Origin of the sequence: Melghiribacillus thermohalophilus (assembly GCF_004342905.1) — a bacterium.
In the GTDB taxonomy this organism is placed as follows: domain Bacteria; phylum Bacillota; class Bacilli; order Bacillales; family Alkalibacillaceae; genus Melghiribacillus; species Melghiribacillus thermohalophilus.
This window is the reverse complement of record NZ_SMAN01000003.1, coordinates 99,632-115,768: the sequence shown is the minus strand read 5'-3', so window position 1 is coordinate 115,768 and position 16,137 is coordinate 99,632. Positions and strand designations below refer to the sequence as shown.

Annotated in this window: 19 protein-coding genes; 18 read left to right on the top strand and 1 reads right to left on the bottom strand. The window is 42.1% G+C overall.

Going from position 1 to position 16,137, the window contains the following annotated elements; translation table 11 throughout:
* Positions 1 to 11: 11 nt before the first annotated feature.
* The 11 genes from aroA to EDD68_RS04195 all read left to right on the top strand — a co-directional run bounded on the left by aroA (position 12) and on the right by EDD68_RS04195 (position 9,179).
* A complete protein-coding gene (aroA, locus tag EDD68_RS04245) occupies positions 12 to 1,301 on the top strand; it encodes a 3-phosphoshikimate 1-carboxyvinyltransferase (RefSeq protein ID WP_132371002.1) in 1,290 nt (429 codons plus the stop codon).
* A 68-nt stretch (positions 1,302 to 1,369) separates the two neighbouring features.
* Complete coding sequence (locus tag EDD68_RS04240) at positions 1,370 to 2,233, top strand: hypothetical protein (RefSeq protein WP_132371001.1); 864 nt, start codon at positions 1,370 to 1,372, stop codon at positions 2,231 to 2,233.
* A 17-nt stretch (positions 2,234 to 2,250) separates the two neighbouring features.
* A complete protein-coding gene (locus EDD68_RS04235) occupies positions 2,251 to 3,501 on the top strand; it encodes a tetratricopeptide repeat protein (protein ID WP_132371000.1) in 1,251 nt (416 codons plus the stop codon).
* Between the two features lie 42 nt (positions 3,502 to 3,543).
* Entirely contained in the window at positions 3,544 to 4,095 is a 552-nt protein-coding gene (locus EDD68_RS04230; protein WP_132371099.1) for a ReoY family proteolytic degradation factor, read from the top strand.
* 262 nt (positions 4,096 to 4,357) lie between these two features.
* Positions 4,358 to 4,819, top strand: a complete 462-nt coding sequence (locus EDD68_RS04225; RefSeq protein ID WP_165902057.1) for a DUF2487 family protein — start codon at positions 4,358 to 4,360, stop codon at positions 4,817 to 4,819.
* Between the two features lie 138 nt (positions 4,820 to 4,957).
* On the top strand, positions 4,958 to 5,470 hold the full coding sequence (locus tag EDD68_RS04220) for a Rieske (2Fe-2S) protein (RefSeq protein ID WP_132370998.1): 513 nt from the start codon (positions 4,958 to 4,960) through the stop codon (positions 5,468 to 5,470).
* Between the two features lie 3 nt (positions 5,471 to 5,473).
* A complete protein-coding gene (gene qcrB / locus EDD68_RS04215) occupies positions 5,474 to 6,148 on the top strand; it encodes a menaquinol-cytochrome c reductase cytochrome b subunit (RefSeq protein ID WP_132370997.1) in 675 nt (224 codons plus the stop codon).
* Positions 6,149 to 6,181: 33 nt separating this feature from the next.
* Positions 6,182 to 6,958: a menaquinol-cytochrome c reductase cytochrome b/c subunit gene (locus EDD68_RS04210; protein ID WP_132370996.1), complete on the top strand. Its 777-nt coding sequence runs from the start codon at positions 6,182 to 6,184 to the stop codon at positions 6,956 to 6,958.
* 63 nt (positions 6,959 to 7,021) lie between these two features.
* Positions 7,022 to 7,600: a lipoprotein heptaprenylglyceryl N-acetyltransferase LhaT gene (gene lhaT, locus EDD68_RS04205; protein ID WP_132370995.1), complete on the top strand. Its 579-nt coding sequence runs from the start codon at positions 7,022 to 7,024 to the stop codon at positions 7,598 to 7,600.
* Positions 7,601 to 7,664: 64 nt separating this feature from the next.
* Entirely contained in the window at positions 7,665 to 8,456 is a 792-nt protein-coding gene (locus EDD68_RS04200; RefSeq protein WP_132370994.1) for a sporulation protein YpjB, read from the top strand.
* A 36-nt stretch (positions 8,457 to 8,492) separates the two neighbouring features.
* Positions 8,493 to 9,179: a zinc metallopeptidase gene (locus EDD68_RS04195; RefSeq protein ID WP_132370993.1), complete on the top strand. Its 687-nt coding sequence runs from the start codon at positions 8,493 to 8,495 to the stop codon at positions 9,177 to 9,179.
* A gap of 203 nt (positions 9,180 to 9,382) precedes the next feature.
* Here the strand turns inward: EDD68_RS04195 and EDD68_RS04190 are convergent, their stop codons facing one another.
* Complete coding sequence (locus tag EDD68_RS04190; RefSeq protein ID WP_132370992.1) at positions 9,383 to 10,261, bottom strand: YitT family protein; 879 nt, start codon at positions 10,259 to 10,261, stop codon at positions 9,383 to 9,385.
* Positions 10,262 to 10,413: 152 nt separating this feature from the next.
* Here EDD68_RS04190 and EDD68_RS04185 point away from each other — a divergent pair, with 152 nt between their 5' ends.
* The 7 genes from EDD68_RS04185 to panB are packed head-to-tail and all read left to right on the top strand — an operon-like array spanning position 10,414 to position 16,136.
* Entirely contained in the window at positions 10,414 to 10,776 is a 363-nt protein-coding gene (locus EDD68_RS04185; protein WP_132370991.1) for a nucleotide pyrophosphohydrolase, read from the top strand.
* The gene (gene dapB / locus EDD68_RS04180; RefSeq protein WP_132370990.1) at positions 10,769 to 11,563 is read left to right on the top strand and encodes a 4-hydroxy-tetrahydrodipicolinate reductase; all 795 of its coding nucleotides are present in this window, start codon (positions 10,769 to 10,771) and stop codon (positions 11,561 to 11,563) included. The genes EDD68_RS04185 and dapB overlap by 8 nt, the downstream gene beginning before the upstream one ends.
* An 11-nt stretch (positions 11,564 to 11,574) precedes the next feature.
* Positions 11,575 to 11,988 carry a methylglyoxal synthase gene (gene mgsA, locus EDD68_RS04175; RefSeq protein WP_132370989.1) on the top strand — a complete coding sequence of 138 codons (414 nt, stop codon included), beginning with the start codon at positions 11,575 to 11,577 and terminating at the stop codon, positions 11,986 to 11,988.
* A 5-nt stretch (positions 11,989 to 11,993) separates the two neighbouring features.
* A complete protein-coding gene (gene bshA, locus EDD68_RS04170; protein WP_132370988.1) occupies positions 11,994 to 13,124 on the top strand; it encodes an N-acetyl-alpha-D-glucosaminyl L-malate synthase BshA in 1,131 nt (376 codons plus the stop codon).
* 2 nt (positions 13,125 to 13,126) lie between these two features.
* Positions 13,127 to 14,332: a CCA tRNA nucleotidyltransferase gene (locus tag EDD68_RS04165; protein ID WP_165902056.1), complete on the top strand. Its 1,206-nt coding sequence runs from the start codon at positions 13,127 to 13,129 to the stop codon at positions 14,330 to 14,332.
* On the top strand, positions 14,308 to 15,300 hold the full coding sequence (locus tag EDD68_RS04160; RefSeq protein WP_132370986.1) for a biotin--[acetyl-CoA-carboxylase] ligase: 993 nt from the start codon (positions 14,308 to 14,310) through the stop codon (positions 15,298 to 15,300). Before EDD68_RS04165 ends, EDD68_RS04160 begins: the two co-directional genes overlap by 25 nt.
* A complete protein-coding gene (panB, locus tag EDD68_RS04155) occupies positions 15,300 to 16,136 on the top strand; it encodes a 3-methyl-2-oxobutanoate hydroxymethyltransferase (RefSeq protein WP_132370985.1) in 837 nt (278 codons plus the stop codon). Before EDD68_RS04160 ends, panB begins: the two co-directional genes overlap by 1 nt.
* Position 16,137 lies beyond the last annotated feature (1 nt).

Here is a 16,137-nt window from a genome sequence, read left to right as displayed (position 1 = left end):
ATGATGAAGATATGGAACGAACGTTAACACCAATCAATCATCCGTTAACAGGAACACTCGAAGTTCCCGGAGATAAATCGATTTCACATCGAGCGGTGATTCTGGGTTCCCTTTCCAGAGGAACGACGGTAGTTGAAAACTTTTTGGACGGTGAAGACTGTTTAAGCACTGTAAATGCTTTTAAATGCATGGGTGTAAATATTCGGAGAGAAGGAACAACGTTGAGCATCGAAGGAAGGGGATTAGATGGTTTAAAGGAACCGCCAGCACCTCTGAATCTTGGCAACTCCGGCACGACCTCAAGACTTCTACTGGGTGTCCTGGCGGGTCAACCTTTTCATGCCTGTTTAACAGGGGATGAGTCTCTGTCCCGCCGCCCAATGGATCGGGTTGCTGACCCATTGCGGGAAATGGGGGCTGCCATTGATGGGAGAGAAAAGGGGAAATATTTTCCGATCAGCATTCGAGGCACAAACCTTAACCCAATCACTTATACCCTTCCCGTTCACAGTGCCCAGGTGAAGTCAGCTATTTTACTGGCTGGACTTTTTGCGGAAGGTCGCACGACAGTGATTGAGCCCGTTCCTACCAGGGACCATACCGAGAGAATATTGCCTGCTTTTGGAGGAGAAATAAAGAGGAATGGCCAGTATATCTCGATTGAGGGCGGTCAGGAACTTAAGGGAACCCGCTTTACGGTTCCAGGCGATTTATCATCTGCGGCCTTTTTTATAACTGCATCAGCTTTAGTTCAGGGAAGTGATCTCACCATTAAACATGTAGGGCTGAATCCAACCCGTACCGGAATCATCGACCTTTTAAAACAAATGGGTGCACCCGTAGAAACGAAGGTCACCGAAAAAATCGGAGAGGAGCCAGTCGGGGATATCAGGATTCAGGGAAGCCCATTAAAAGGTATGAAAATAGAGGGTGAAGTCATCCCCCGGGTAATTGATGAAATCCCGTTGATTGCTCTTGCCGCCACCCAGGCAAATGGTGTAACAGAGATACGAGATGCAAAAGAGCTCAGATATAAAGAAACCGACCGGATACAGGCAGTTGTCGATGTATTAACAAAAATTGGGGCTGATATTCAAGAACTGAAAGACGGAATGGTGATCAATGGGCCTGTTACCCTAAAGGGGGGGACAGTTTCCTCTTATCATGATCATCGGATTGGCATGATGGCTGCCATCGCCAGCTTTATTTCAGAAGGTCCCGTTACCATTGAACATCCCTCGTGCATTAACATATCCTATCCACAGTTTTTTCATCATCTGAATCAGTTAAAGCAGGAGTAGTTAGCTTCATTCATATTTTTAGACAGGCCTTCATACTCTGTACAAACGAAAGGAAGGGAGTATAGAGTGTGAAGGCATATTACTGGGATCAGGTGCTGGTCTGGAATCAGGAATCGTGGGTGAAGAAAGACCTATTATTTGGCCAGGAACGGTTTTATCCCCCTTCATTCAAGCACCATTTTACGATTCGAGAAATCACTTCATCTCACTTCTTTTTGACCCCTGGAAAAGTTTACACCGATCTGGAGTTTCCTTTTTCTGATCAGAAAAAACGTTTCATGCATGCCCGCCGGTATCTTTACAGGGGAGCCTCTCTTGTTATTGCTATTTATCCTTTGCCAGTCGAAAAAAACATCTGGAAATGGCACTTTCAACAATATATACAGGCACTTTCCGATATCCCAATCGATTACACGGTCGTGCCCAAAATCAATATCAAATTTTTAACCCAGGAAATGATTCGATTTTTCTCCCTTCAAAAAATTCCTTTTATTGCGGTATGGGCAGATTCTGAAGAGGACTTACCGGAAAAATGGGAATGGCTCTATCAGGAACAAAAGCTGTTTCGGATTCCTTTTGCGGTCTTTCAGGATGAATCCCAGGATATGCTAAAAGCATTTTTGAAGGACTGTCAGTTTCTTTTGCTGTCTGACGATCTTTCATTTTTCCCTTTGTCCCGTTCCTCACTGATTCAAACCGGGATTGCACCCCGAAAAGGGGACCTGAACCCAAATGGTTTAACCGACTTTAATTTGTACGAGATGAAATATAAGCATATTGAGACGGATTCCGACAAAGTTTTTTTCCATAAAATTTCACCCTATATTACTATCATGCGGGGAAACATGATAAAATTAAAGCAAACTGTTGATGATAGGAAAGGTGCTGGCCAATTTTTTAAGATATCTTTACCACAACATTTCCAGCTGTAAAAGGAAGGGTGTTATGAATGCAGCAAATTGAACAGGCAATCATGAAAGCCGAACAGGGGGATATTGAAGAGGCCATAAGCTTATTAAGAAATTATCAGAATATAGCCAGTGATGATGAAAAATTTTCAATTGCCCAGGTTTACCAGCAATGGGGGCTCGTCGATCATGCTTTGCCCTTACTTGAGGAGCTGCATGCAGCCTATCCCGAAGAGGAGGAGGTAACCCTCTCTCTTGCTGAAGCATATACGGATTTAGATCAGGATGAAAAAGCCCTTGAACTTTTAAATCGATTTCAGGAAGAAGATGAAGGTTATCTGCAGGCGCTCATTCAGTCGGCAGATCTTTATCAGTCCCAGGGGCTGTTTGAAGTAGCTGAAAACAAGTTGTTTAAGGCAAAAAGGATGGCACCTGATGAGCCGCTTATTGATCTGGCTCTCGGTGAACTGGCCTTCCATACCGGCGACTATAAAAAAAGTATTCCGCATTACGAAAAGGCTATAAAAAAAGGGAGAATGTACGGGGAAGTTGATGTGAAACTCCGTCTGGCAGAAGCCTTCGCTGCCATCGGAGAAATTGAAAAAGCCATAGAGTTTTATAAGGACGTAAAAACAGAATCACCAGATGTATTATTTCGCTATGGATTTACCGCTTATCAGGGAGATAGAAATGAGATGGCTATCGGCATCTGGCAAAAACTTTTAGACAGAGATCCGTATTATCACTCGGTATACCCTTTGCTGGCAAAGGCTTATGAGGAAGAAGGGATGCTTAAAGAGGCCTATGAAACCCTGAAGAAAGGCTTAATCTATGACGAATATAATAAACAGCTGTACTTTCTGGCAGGAAAAATCGCATTAAAATTAAATCAGCATGAACGGGCAATAGAGCTAGTGGAAAAAGCTCTGTCCATAGACCCCGGCTATAAAGAAGCCGTCTTGTTTTTAATTGAACATTATAAAAAGAATGAAAACCATAAACGGATAAAAGAAATGCTTACCGATGTGATCAAAATGGGGGAAGATGATCCCCTGTATTATTGGGAACTTGCCCGGGCAAATTACGAAATAGAAGCGTATGATGATGCATTAAACAACTACCGTGAAGCATATAATTCTTTTACAAACGATGCAGAGTTCCTTAAAGAATATGGGTATTTTCTTGTTGAAGAAGGGAGGATGGAAGAAGCCAAAAACATATTGCATAAATATGTAAACATAGAACCTCACGACAGGGATGTGGAAGAATTTATCAGTCGAATGGAAACTTAATGCTCTAGTTCCGGTCGGATGGAAGGAGGGCTGGTGAAAATCATGACCGTTTCCACTTATGAAAAAAAGAAGTTTATCCAGTGGTTTTTAAATCATTACCAGATGAAGAGGAGAGAAAGCGTCTGGATATTAAATTATATCATGAATCACGAAAAAGTTTTGGAACATGTCCATTTCGTCCAGGAAGCCAGGCTGTGCCCACGGGGTGTAGTGATGTCCACTAAATGTGTCAATGACCCTCCATTTCGATTTTATAAAGAACAAATCATGACGACTGATCCAGAAAAATCATTTCACGATATTCGCCTTAACGATATGGAACCGATCTATATTCAACTCAACTTTAAAAATGCTGCCCGCCATCCCCGTTATGCTGTTGTGCTGGAAGAAAACCCGTTTCTCCCTGATGATTACTATATCACGAAGCAGGACCGAAAATTAGCAGAAAAATTTCTAGATCAGGTCCATTATGATTTCCAGTTAAAACAAATTCAATCAGAGATCGATCGGGCACTTGATGAAGGGGATAAAGAAAAGTTCCATAAGCTGATTGAGAAAATGAATGAGCTGGTTGACCATAAATGTACACCTTAAAACGAGGCCTCCTGAATTTGCAGGGGGTTTTTTACATACCATTAAATCGAAGAAACCTGGTGAATATCGGAAAAAACAAAATGAGCACCCGAATCCCCTAAAATCCTGTCAAGATGGGGAGATGTCGTTAAAGATAACAGAGTTAAGTTATGATATAGTATAGTTGTTCTGAAATCTGCTGATGAACAAAATGAATGAGGAAAAATGGTTGAATAGAATTTTTGAATGGGTGCAGAAAATAGTAAAACGAGGTGTTTTAAAGATGAAATGGACCAGGCAGGATTTGAAAAGCTATATACAGGCTAAAGCGTATGTGGATACCGTTCTTGTTCCGCTGATTCCTGTATCATTTGAGAAAATGGATGAAGACATGATCGCCATCGCCTTCCAGAAAGAAGTTCTTGACATCATGGTCCTTGAGCTGGAAAAAGAGTTTAAAGGAAGGATTTTAGCTCTTCCCCCATATATTTATGAATCCATTGATCAGGATGAGGTCAGACGGCTGAATCGATTTACAGAAAAAATGGACAAGCTTCCCTTTCGCCATATTTTCTACATATCCTTTGATCAGGGGTGGAAAGTGAAAGAAAAAGACCTTGACGGAACATTAATCTGGATCCCGGTTGCAAAAGACGGGGATATTCATGCAAAAGTAACACAAAATATGGTTAAGGACCATATTCAACAGATCAGGGATTTAATCAAAAATTATTGGAATAGTTAAAACATTTGTAAAATCTTTGACAAAATGTGAATTTTATTGACCGGTCTAAAACTTTACGCTATCATGGTAATGTCCTAGTAAACATGTGTACAAATACGACCCTGTTCGTTGCAATACATGAATAGAGGGGGGAAAGGAATGAGCGAAGATAAAAAGAAGCAAGTTTCCCGTCGCCAGTTTTTAAACTATACGCTGACAGGTGTGGGAGGCTTTATGGCTGCTGGAATGCTGTCACCGATGCTTCGTTTTGCAATTGATCCTGTTTTGAAAGCCCAGGGTGGAGGAGATTTTGTAGCGGTTGTTGAAGTCGACAAAATCACGACTGAACCGCAGCGCTTTGATTTCACGATTGAGCAGGTCGATGCCTGGTATGAATCTGAAGTGACAAAATCTGCCTGGGTGTTTAAGCAGGAGGACGGAAGTATTCTGGCCCTGTCACCAATCTGTACCCATCTAGGTTGTGTGGTGAGCTGGGAAGGCAGTGAGAATCATCCGGAGCGTTTCTATTGCCCGTGTCATGATGGCCTCTATTATAAAGATGGAGTCAATGTGCCTAATACGCCGCCTACAGAACCATTACATGTCTATGATTACAAAATTCAAGACGGTATGCTTTATTTAGGTAAAGCCAAGCCAAGAGAGGAGGCGTAATACATGATACAAAAATTATATGACTGGATTGATGAGCGTGTAAATATTACACCGCTCTGGCGAGATATTGCCGATCATGAAGTGCCTGAACATGTTAACCCTGCGCATCATTTCTCTGCATTTGTCTATTGTTTTGGCGGACTTACCTTTTTCGTCGTTGTAATACAGGTTTTATCCGGAATGTTTTTAACCATGTATTACGTGCCTGACATCGAGAATGCCTGGGATTCCGTCAAATACCTGCAGACACAGGTTGCTCATGGACAGATTGTACGCGGAATGCATCACTGGGGCGCAAGTGTAGTCATTGTCATGATGTTTTTACATACGTTGCGTGTTTTCTTCCAGGGTGCTTATAAAAAACCACGAGAATTAAACTGGATCGTTGGGGTTTTAATATTCTTTGTGATGTTAGGACTTGGTTTTACAGGTTATCTGCTCCCGTGGGACAACAAAGCATTTTTTGCCACTCAGGTAGGTTTGCAGATTGCGGAAAGTGTTCCTTATATTGGAGAGCATCTGAAAGTCCTATTAGCCGGAGATCCTGAAATCGTAGGTGCGCAGACCCTCACACGGTTCTTTGCCATACATGTTTTCTTCTTGCCGGCTGCATTATTTGCTTTAATGGCCGTGCACTTTGTTTTGATTCGCCGTCAGGGTATCTCTGGACCACTGTAAGATTGAGATCAGTTCCATAAAGGAGGGAATACTGTGCATAGAGGTAAAGGGATGAAGTTTGTCGGGGATTCCCGTGTCCCTGCAACCAGAGAAAAGTTTATTCCAAAAGATTACTCAGAATATCCCGGTAAAACAGAGCCGTTCTGGCCTAATTTCCTATTAAAAGAGTGGCTGGTAGGGGCTGTGTTTTTGATCGGTTTCCTTACGTTAACGATCGTAGCACCTTCTCCTTTAGAAAAGGAGGCAGATCCAACTGATGCGGCATATATACCTCTGCCTGACTGGTATTTCTTGTTCTTATATCAGTTTTTGAAATATGACTTTGCCAGCGGGGATTATGTCGTCATTGGAACGGTTGTTATTCCGGGGCTGGCTTTTGGAGCATTGCTGCTTGCTCCATTCCTGGATAAAGGAAAAGGACGCCGGCCGCATCAACGGCCAATTGCGGTTAGCATGATGTTAATCGGTGTGATTTCGATCATCTGGTTAACCTATGAAGCTGTTGCCCATGTGAATTGGGAAGAACGGGCAGAGATGGGTAAAATTGTGGAAGAAGTGGAAATTGACCAGACGGATCCGGGATATGAAATATATTCAAACCAGAGCTGTATCAACTGTCACGGAGGCAATCTTGAAGGTTCACCTGCCGGTCCGACACTGGTAGGTACGGGTCTTACTGCCGATGAGATTGCCGATATTGCCGTAAATGGTGTCGGTGGTATGCCTGCGGGACAATTTAATGGTTCTGATGAAGAACTTCAGCAGCTGGCTGAGTTCATCGCAAGTTACAGCGAAGAAGGCGGACATTAATCGTAAGAGAAGCTGACTAATTCTAGTCAGCTTTTCTTATACTTATTTAAAGGAGTTATAGGCATGTTTAGAGGAATTTTGATGGACAAAAGGGTCCTATTTACACTTTTTATGGTAAACTTGCTGGGTACCATTTATGGTTATTACTGGTATCGATGGCAGCTAGAAGCAACACCCCCGGAGTTTTTTATCTTCGTCCCGGATAGTCCAACAGCCAGCCTTTTTTTTGTCATTGTCCTTCTGTTCTTTTTACTTGGTCGCAATGTTCCATACATTGAAGCCCTGGCATTTCTGACTTTGTTCAAGTACGGAATCTGGGCAGTGGTTATGAATGTATTGACGCTATATATTGAAGGTTCACTTGAATGGGAAGCTTATATGCTCATTGTTTCGCATGGTGCAATGGCCATACAGGGACTTTTATATGCTCCTTTTTACCGAATCAAAATGCGCCATTTAACCGTTGCAGCTATATGGACATTGCATAATGATGTAATTGATTATGTATTCGAAATGATGCCCGTCTATCATAGTCTGACGACCTATATGAATGAGATCGGTTACTTTACATTCTGGCTGAGTATACTGTCTATCGCTGTTGTATATTCCTTTTCTGTAAGGCGGACTGTCTTCCGCCATTAGTTCTAAAACCCTCTCCTGAAGCATATTTTGTTAAAGAAGGATCCGGGAGAGGAGTCGTCACAGCATGAATGTAAAGCAGATTTTGTATATCTTGCTCATTGGTATCAGTCTGTTTATGTTAACGAATGAATTTCACACTGTTTTATCTGCTTCTAAAAGACAAGCTGTCGAGGAAAAATGGTATCAGTTTATCGAGTTCGTTGAATCCGGTTCTTTTAAAACGGCTGGAAACATGCTCGATGAAGCCTGGCTCAATGACATTCTGTTATTGTACGGGGATTTATATGAGTCAAAACACCAATATGCAGCAGATGTCTTTCATCAAACGAAAAAAACGTTGTTGAAAACATCAGTTGATCGACAGAAAAAGATGGAGTCAGCGAGAACATTGATCTTAATGCTGTATCCTGCTATGTTTAATGATGGATCCCTGCATACTTTTTGGAAAGATAAAACCACAAATGCTATATACGACGCTCTGGAAAGCCATCCCGACCAATTCCATGAAAAGTTTGTTCGTGCGGCAACATTATATCATCAAATATTCCCATCTTTAGTCATCCAACACCCGCTGGATCGCCTGGATCAGTTTATGAACATTCACTCGAAACTATCAGTGCTCATGAAGAATCCTGATCCTCAAAAACAGGAAAAGATTCTGTTCGATATGCTTCGTACGATGGAGGAAACCGATCATAAAGAAAAAGAAAAGGAGAATTTTTCATTTCTATGGATGATTTTCACAATAGGTGGATTAATTATTTTGACATTAATGTATGCATCATGGAAAAAATATAAAGGAGAAAAAAATCGGGAACAGGACAAAAAAGTTGACTCAGACTATAAATCTGACTAAAATTGACGTTAGATTGATAAAATGGAGGAGTGGCCTATGTCATTAAGTGCATATCTGATTTATTTTGTAATATTGCTCGTTTTGCCGCTATGGGCAAATATGAGAGTAAGAAACACCTATAAAAAATATTCCCAGATTGAAAATTCTTCAATGATGACCGGTGCGCAGGTAGCAAGAAAAATTTTGGATGAAAACGGACTTTACCACGTAAAAATCGAGGAAGTCAATGGAATGCTGTCGGATCATTACGATCCCCGCTCCAAAGTCGTACGATTGTCATCACAAAATTACCACGGACATTCTCAGGCGGCAGCTGCTGTTGCTGCCCATGAAGTGGGACATGCGATTCAGGACGCTCAGGAATATGCTTTTCTTCGTTTTCGTCATGCCCTTGTACCGGTTGCCAATCTTGGTTCCAACATGTCGTTTTTCTTAATTCTTGCAGGTATGTTATTAGAACTGGCTAATCTATTCCTTGTCGGGATTATTTTTATGGCGGCAGCCGTTCTGTTCCAGCTGGTCACATTACCTGTTGAGTTTGATGCTTCCAACCGGGCAATGAATCAGCTTGTTGCAACCGGCGTGATCAGAAGCAATGAGGAGCGGGAGACGAAAAAAGTGCTCAATGCCGCTGCTTTAACCTACGTTGCAGCAGCAGTTGTAGCCTTACTTGAACTGCTTCGTTTTGTACTGATGTTTGTTGCCATGAATAATGAAGAATAGTGAAACCCTGATTGGAATGTATCCAATCAGGGTTTTTTTGTAAGCCAATGTTAAAAGGGATATTCCTCTTGATTTTTCCTAACAGGAAGTCCTCCAGTTCAGACTGAGAGGACAGGCCACTTTAGATCTGATGTGCCCTATTATCCTCTCCGGGAACCCTCCAGTGGACCTGGCCACGGATAGTCAGGTCGCTTCCGCTTTTCTCATTCTGTAATTGGATTTTTATTTTCATCCAGTGTGAATCCTTCTCCGAGTACATCATGTACTGTTCCGACGGCTACAAACGCATGTGGATCGATTTCTTGAATGATGTTTTTCAGTCTGACGATCTCATTTCTGCCTACCACACAATAGAGCACATCTCGTTTTTCACCGGTAAAACTTCCCCGCCCTTCAAGTACCGTTACACCACGGTCCATATCATGGATAATTTTACGGGCAATCTCATCACTGTTTGAGGATATAATGGTCGCTCCTCTGGCAGCATAGGCTCCTTCCTGTATGAAATCAATGACCCTTGCTCCGATAAATACAGCTACAAGGGTATACATTCCTTCAAGGGGCTCAAGGTAAAGCAAAATGGATGCAATGATGACAGCTGCATCAAAAAGAAACATGGTCCGTCCCATGCTCCAGCCGATATATTTATGTACCAGTCTGGCAATGATATCAACACCGCCTGTTGTTCCGCCATAGCGAAAAATAACCCCAAGTCCTACTCCGACAAATATTCCCGCATACAGGGCGGCTAATGTCATATCTTCCTGGAGGGAGATGAGAGATAATGGGTACTTTTGAAAGATCCACAAAAACAGTGACACGGCGAATGTTCCAATTATTGTATAATAAAAGGTATTCCGCCCAAGAAGTTTCCAGCCGAGAATAAAAACGGGTACATTCAACAGGATATTCGTAATGGCCGGATCCCAGCGAAGTAAGTAATACAATAGTAGAGTAATTCCGGTAAAACCGCCTTCAGCTAAATTATTTTGTATATTAAAATGAACGATGCCAAATGAAAAAACAGCTGATCCAATTAATATAAAAATGAGATTTTTCACCTTTAGTCCAAGTACTTTCATGTCTACACCTCCAGTTGTTGCTGACACTTCATTCATTATAGACAATGGGAAAAAAATGAGCAATAATGAATAAATGATTTGTCAAAATACCGCCTTTTGGCTAACATGAAAGATGATAGCAAGATATGGTTTTTAAATGAAAGAGGGATTCGATGGGTGAAAAAAAAACATGTACAACGGAAGACATGCAGAAACGTGTGGATCAATACATATCACAGTTTAAAGAAGGATATTTTTCTCCATTAAGCATGCTGGCTCGATTAACTGAAGAGATTGGAGAGTTAGCCAGAGAAGTCAATCATTACTTCGGTGAAAAACCAAAGAAAACAACTGAAAAAGAAAAATCCATTGAGGAAGAACTGGGTGATTTGATATTTGTCATCGTTTCGTTTGCTAATTCCCTCAACATTGATATCAGTGAAGCCTTTGATCGGTCGATGACAAAGTTTGAAGTAAGGGATCATAACAGATGGACAAGACTCGATGAACAAAAGGAGGACACAACCCATGATTAAAATCATCGTAGCTGGCCCAAGGGGGAAAATGGGAAGCGAAGCATTGCGTTTAATCGAAAAAACGGATCATTTTGAACTGGTTGGGGCCATTGACCGTAAATATAATGGCAGAAAAGTCAAAGAGATTACCGGATTGCCTCCATTTGATGCCCCGATTTATACCAGTGCTGAACAGGCGCTGCACGAGCTGGAGCCTGATGTATTGATCGATCTGACCACACCGGATGCCGGCTATTACCATACACGGTTAGCCCTAGAAAATAACGTGTCACCGGTTGTGGGTACGACGGGATTTTCCCAGGAACAGCTGAATATGCTTGGACATCTCGCTGAAGAAAAAGAAATCGGTGCCGTCATTGCACCTAATTTTGCTGTAGGGGCAGTATTGATGATGCAGTTTGCCAGGTGGGCTGCCAGATATTTTCCGGATGTTGAAATAATTGAAAAGCATCATGACCAAAAACTGGATGCTCCATCCGGAACAGCTGTCAAGACAGCGGAACTGATTCAGGAAGTAAGATCAGAAAAACAGCAGGGTCATCCCGATGAAAAGGAAATCGTAAAGGGTTCAAGAGGAGCAAATATTCATGGTATGCATATTCATAGTGTACGGCTTCCGGGACTTATTGCCCATCAGGAAGTCATTTTTGGAGGTACAGGCCAGACCCTTACTATCCGCCACGATTCGTATCATCGGGAGTCCTTTATGACAGGAGTAAAGCTTGCTGTGGAACAGGTGAGAAAACTCAATGGACTGGTATACGGACTTGAAAATTTATTAGAATAGAGGAGAAACGCATGAAAATTGCTTTAATTGCCCATGACCAGAAGAAAAAAGATCTGATCCATTTTGTAACAGCATACCGTCCGATCTTTGCCGAACATGAGCTGTATGCCACGGGGACAACCGGCAAAAACATTCAGGAGTCCACAGGACTAGACATTCACTGTTTTCAGTCCGGCCCACTAGGAGGCGATCAACAAATCGGGGCGTTGATCGCTGTCGATCAGCTGGACGTTGTCATCTTTTTTCGGGATCCACTGACCGCACAGCCCCATGAACCAGATGTGAATGCCCTTCTCCGGCTGTGTGACGTGTATCAAATTCCGCTTGCGACGAATATAGCAGCAGCAGAGATTATGATACATGGCATAAAACGTGGAGATTTTCACTGGAGAGATATTGTGCATCAGACAAAGGAACAAGGGTGAAGAACATGACAATCAAAATCGGAATAGCCTGTTATGCATCGGTAGGCGGATCTGGAATCATTGCTACCGAACTGGGAAAAATGCTTGCAGAAAAAGGCTATGAAATCCATTTTATTTCTTCAGATATGCCTTTTCGGTTGAATCGGGTTTATTCAAACATCTATTTTCATGAAGTTAAAGTTAACAATTATCCTGTTTTTCAATATCCTCCCTACGATCTGGCACTGGCGAACAAAATGGCAGAGGTCATTGACCGGGAGGAATTGGATATCATACACGCCCATTATGCGATGCCCCATGCTATCTGTGCTATTCTTGCACGGCAGATGATCAAACAAAACATTAAAATTGTAACCACTTTGCACGGTACAGACATAACGGTGCTTGGCATTGATCCTGGTTTTAAAAAAATGATTCAATTCGGAATTGAACAGTCAGACTGTGTTACAGCTGTTTCAAACAGTTTGAAAGAACAGACTGAAGAAATGTTGGACATTGAAAGACCCATTGATGTGGTCTACAACTTTGTCAATGAACAGGAATCTGTACAAAAACGAAATGACGAACTCAAATTCCAGTACGGCATTCAGGAACATGAAAAAGTAGTTATACATATATCCAATTTCAGAAAAGTCAAAAGGGTCCCAGATGTCATCCGGGTATTTAAACAAATATCCGAACACATTCCGTCAAAATTGCTCCTTGTAGGGGACGGACCTGAATTTTGTACCGTCAATCAGCTTGTAAAGAATTTAAAGCTGGAAGAGCATGTTTTGTTTTTAGGAAAACAGGAAAATATATTTGAACTGCTTTCGTTTGCTGATCTAAAACTACTGTTATCTGAAAAAGAAAGTTTTGGGCTGGTTCTTCTGGAAGCCATGGCCTGCGGAGTTCCCTGCATTGGGACGGATGTAGGCGGAATACCGGAAGTGATTGCTCATGGTGAGACAGGATATATTTGCCCGGTCAACGATATTGAAGGGGTAAGTGATAAAGCTTTATCCCTGTTATCGAGTCAGGAATTGTGGAAACGGTTTTCACAGTCCTGTGTTGAGCGAGTAAAGGAGCATTTTCATTCAAACAAAATTATCAGTCAGTATGAGAACATTTATCAGCGTCTGCTTGAGGATGATTGATGATGGAACAACCGTTTAAAGAAGCATTGCCGATCTTGCATCAGCTGGAGAAACAAGGGCATCAAGCCTATTTCGTAGGCGGTTCCGTTCGGGACTATTTGCTGAAGCGTCCGATAGGAGATATCGATATTGCTACAAGTGCTCTTCCCCGGGAAGTACAGTCCATATTTAAAAAAACAATTCCTGTTGGAATAGAGCACGGTACGGTACTGGTCCGTTATCACAATCAGTCATATGAAGTGACCACCTTTCGGATTGATGGTGATTACCAGGATTTCCGCCACCCAGAGCAGGTCGAATTTGTACGGGATATTCAGGAGGATTTAGCCAGAAGGGATTTTACTATAAACGCTATTGCCATGGACAGTCAGGGAAACATTATAGATCCTTTCAATGGCATGAGAGATATGAAAGAGAAGTTGCTGCGAACCGTTCTTCATGCTGATGACCGCTTTCAGGAGGACCCCCTTCGGATGATGCGGGCAGTCAGATTTATCAGCCAGCTTGGTTTTCATCTCGATGATCATACGAAGAAAGCAATGAAAAAACATGGTTTTTTATTGGAGAAAATCGCTGTGGAACGGAAGGCGGCAGAACTGGAAAAACTGTTAAAGGGAACGCACCTGCAAAAATCATTTCAGGTCATAAAGGATACAGGGATACATTTTTATTTACCTGTATTCCAACAGGACTCCGGCCTTATTGACAAGTGTTTGGAGATGATGACTGACCCTGTCGAGACTTTCTATGAAGGTATTGCCAGGTTGCATTTTATCAATACCCGTCATTCTGTTGAAGAATGGATCAGGGAATGGAAATTGTCAAATAAAATTAAAAACCGAAGCAAACAGTTGGCCAGGGCCTATCAATGTTTCAAAAAGAGAAAGCTGGATAATCGATGCTTGTATTTGCTTGATCTGGATATGATCCCTTCGTTTGTTTCTCTGATCAATGCTTTTGCAACTGACGATTCCATGAAGGAAACGGAAGTAAAAAAGAGATATGACTCCCTTCCCATATACAGCCGTAAGGACCTTAAAGTTGATGGCAACCAAATCAGACAATGGCTTCCTGATAAGAAACCAGGCCCCTGGATCAATACAGTCTTAACACACGTGGAAAATAAGGTTCTCACAGGGGAACTAAAAAACGATGTGGAACAGATAAAGGAGTGGGTGTTTCGTTGGAATCGACAAGAAGGAAATTAATTGATTTATTGTCCCGGTATCCTGATGAATTTGTTTCCGGACAGGTTTTATCAGAACAATTAAACATTACTCGTTCAGCAATCTGGAAACATATGAAGGAGCTTGAAAAGGATGGATATGTGATTCAATCGGTTCCGAGGAAAGGCTATCGCATCTTAAAAAATCCGGATAAACTGAGTGCCAATACGATTCAATGGGGATTATCAACAAACTGGCTCGGTTCCAGAGTTATTTTCGAAAAGACAACGGATTCTACTCAGGTGATTGCACATCATCTTGGAAGGGAAGGTGCACAGCACGGCACGGTTGTCGTTGCAGATGAACAGGTGAAGGGAAGAGGACGTCTCAATCGTACCTGGTATTCTAAAAAAGGGGACGGTATCTGGATGAGCCTGATTTTAAGACCGGAAGTCGAACCACAGCAGGCTCCGCAATTGACTCTGTTAAGTGCAGTTGCGATCGTAGAGGCACTCGAAGAAATAACAGATTTGGCATTCTACATCAAATGGCCCAATGATATTTATGTACATGATCACAAGATCGCAGGAATTTTAACAGAAATGCAGGCTGAACAGGATCAGATCAACTATATCGTTCAGGGAATCGGCTTAAATGTCAATCAGAACAGAGAGGACTTTAACATGATATCCGATAATGAGCCGACGTCATTAAAAATAGAAACGGGGATGGCGTGGAATCGGAGACCATTGATACAAGTCATTCTTCAACAGATCGAACGGTTATATGAAAGGTATCTCAAAGAGGGATTCCTTCCAATTAAAACGATGTGGGAAGAAAGGGCTTACAGGCTTGGGCAACCGATCATGGTATCAAGCAAAAATCAAAACTGGCAGGGCATCTTTAAAGGAATCGACCAGGATGGTGCACTGATAGTTACCGATCAGAAAGGCCGGGATCATGTGCTATATTCAGCGGAAATTAACTGGAGATCAGGAGGTCATGAATAATGAAAAACCGGATTAAATTACAAAAAATGAAAGAAAACGGGGAAAAAATTACGATGATCACTGCTTATGACTACCCATCAGCAAAACTTGCTCAGGAAGCCGGGATTGACATGATACTCGTAGGTGACTCACTTGGTAATGTGGTATTGGGCTATGATTCCACGATACCGGTTACGGCAGATGACATGATTCACCATGGAAAAGCGGTCAGACGGGGCGCGGACGATACCTTTGTCGTGATTGATATGCCGTTTATGACACTGCATGTTTCCATGGAAGATTCAATGAAACATGCTAAGCGAATCATTCAGGAAACCAATGCTCAGGCTTTGAAGGTGGAAGGGGCAGACGAAAACGTTCTGGAAGTGATCGAACGGTTGACTAAAGCGGGAATTCCAGTAGTAGGTCATCTCGGTCTGACACCTCAATCTGTTCATGTCCTCGGCGGTTACAGGGTCCAGGGAAAAACAAAAGAAGATGCAGAACAGCTTATCGAGGATGCCCTGAATGTCCAGAAGGCTGGAGCAATCGCTTTAGTGCTCGAATGTATTCCGTATCAACTTTCTAAAATTGTCACAGAAGAACTGTCGATTCCAACCATCGGAATTGGTGCTGGGCCCTACTGTGACGGTCAGGTACTTGTCTATCATGATATGCTCACTTATGGAGTGGATCGGGTAGCCAAATTTGTGAAGTCGTATACTAACCTTAATCATCCTGTTAAGCAGGCGATTAAAACGTATATCAATGAAGTGAAATCAAACGAATTCCCTGATAAAGAATTTTCTTATGCCATGGAGAATGATGATGTAAACGCACTCTACGGAGGTAATTAGA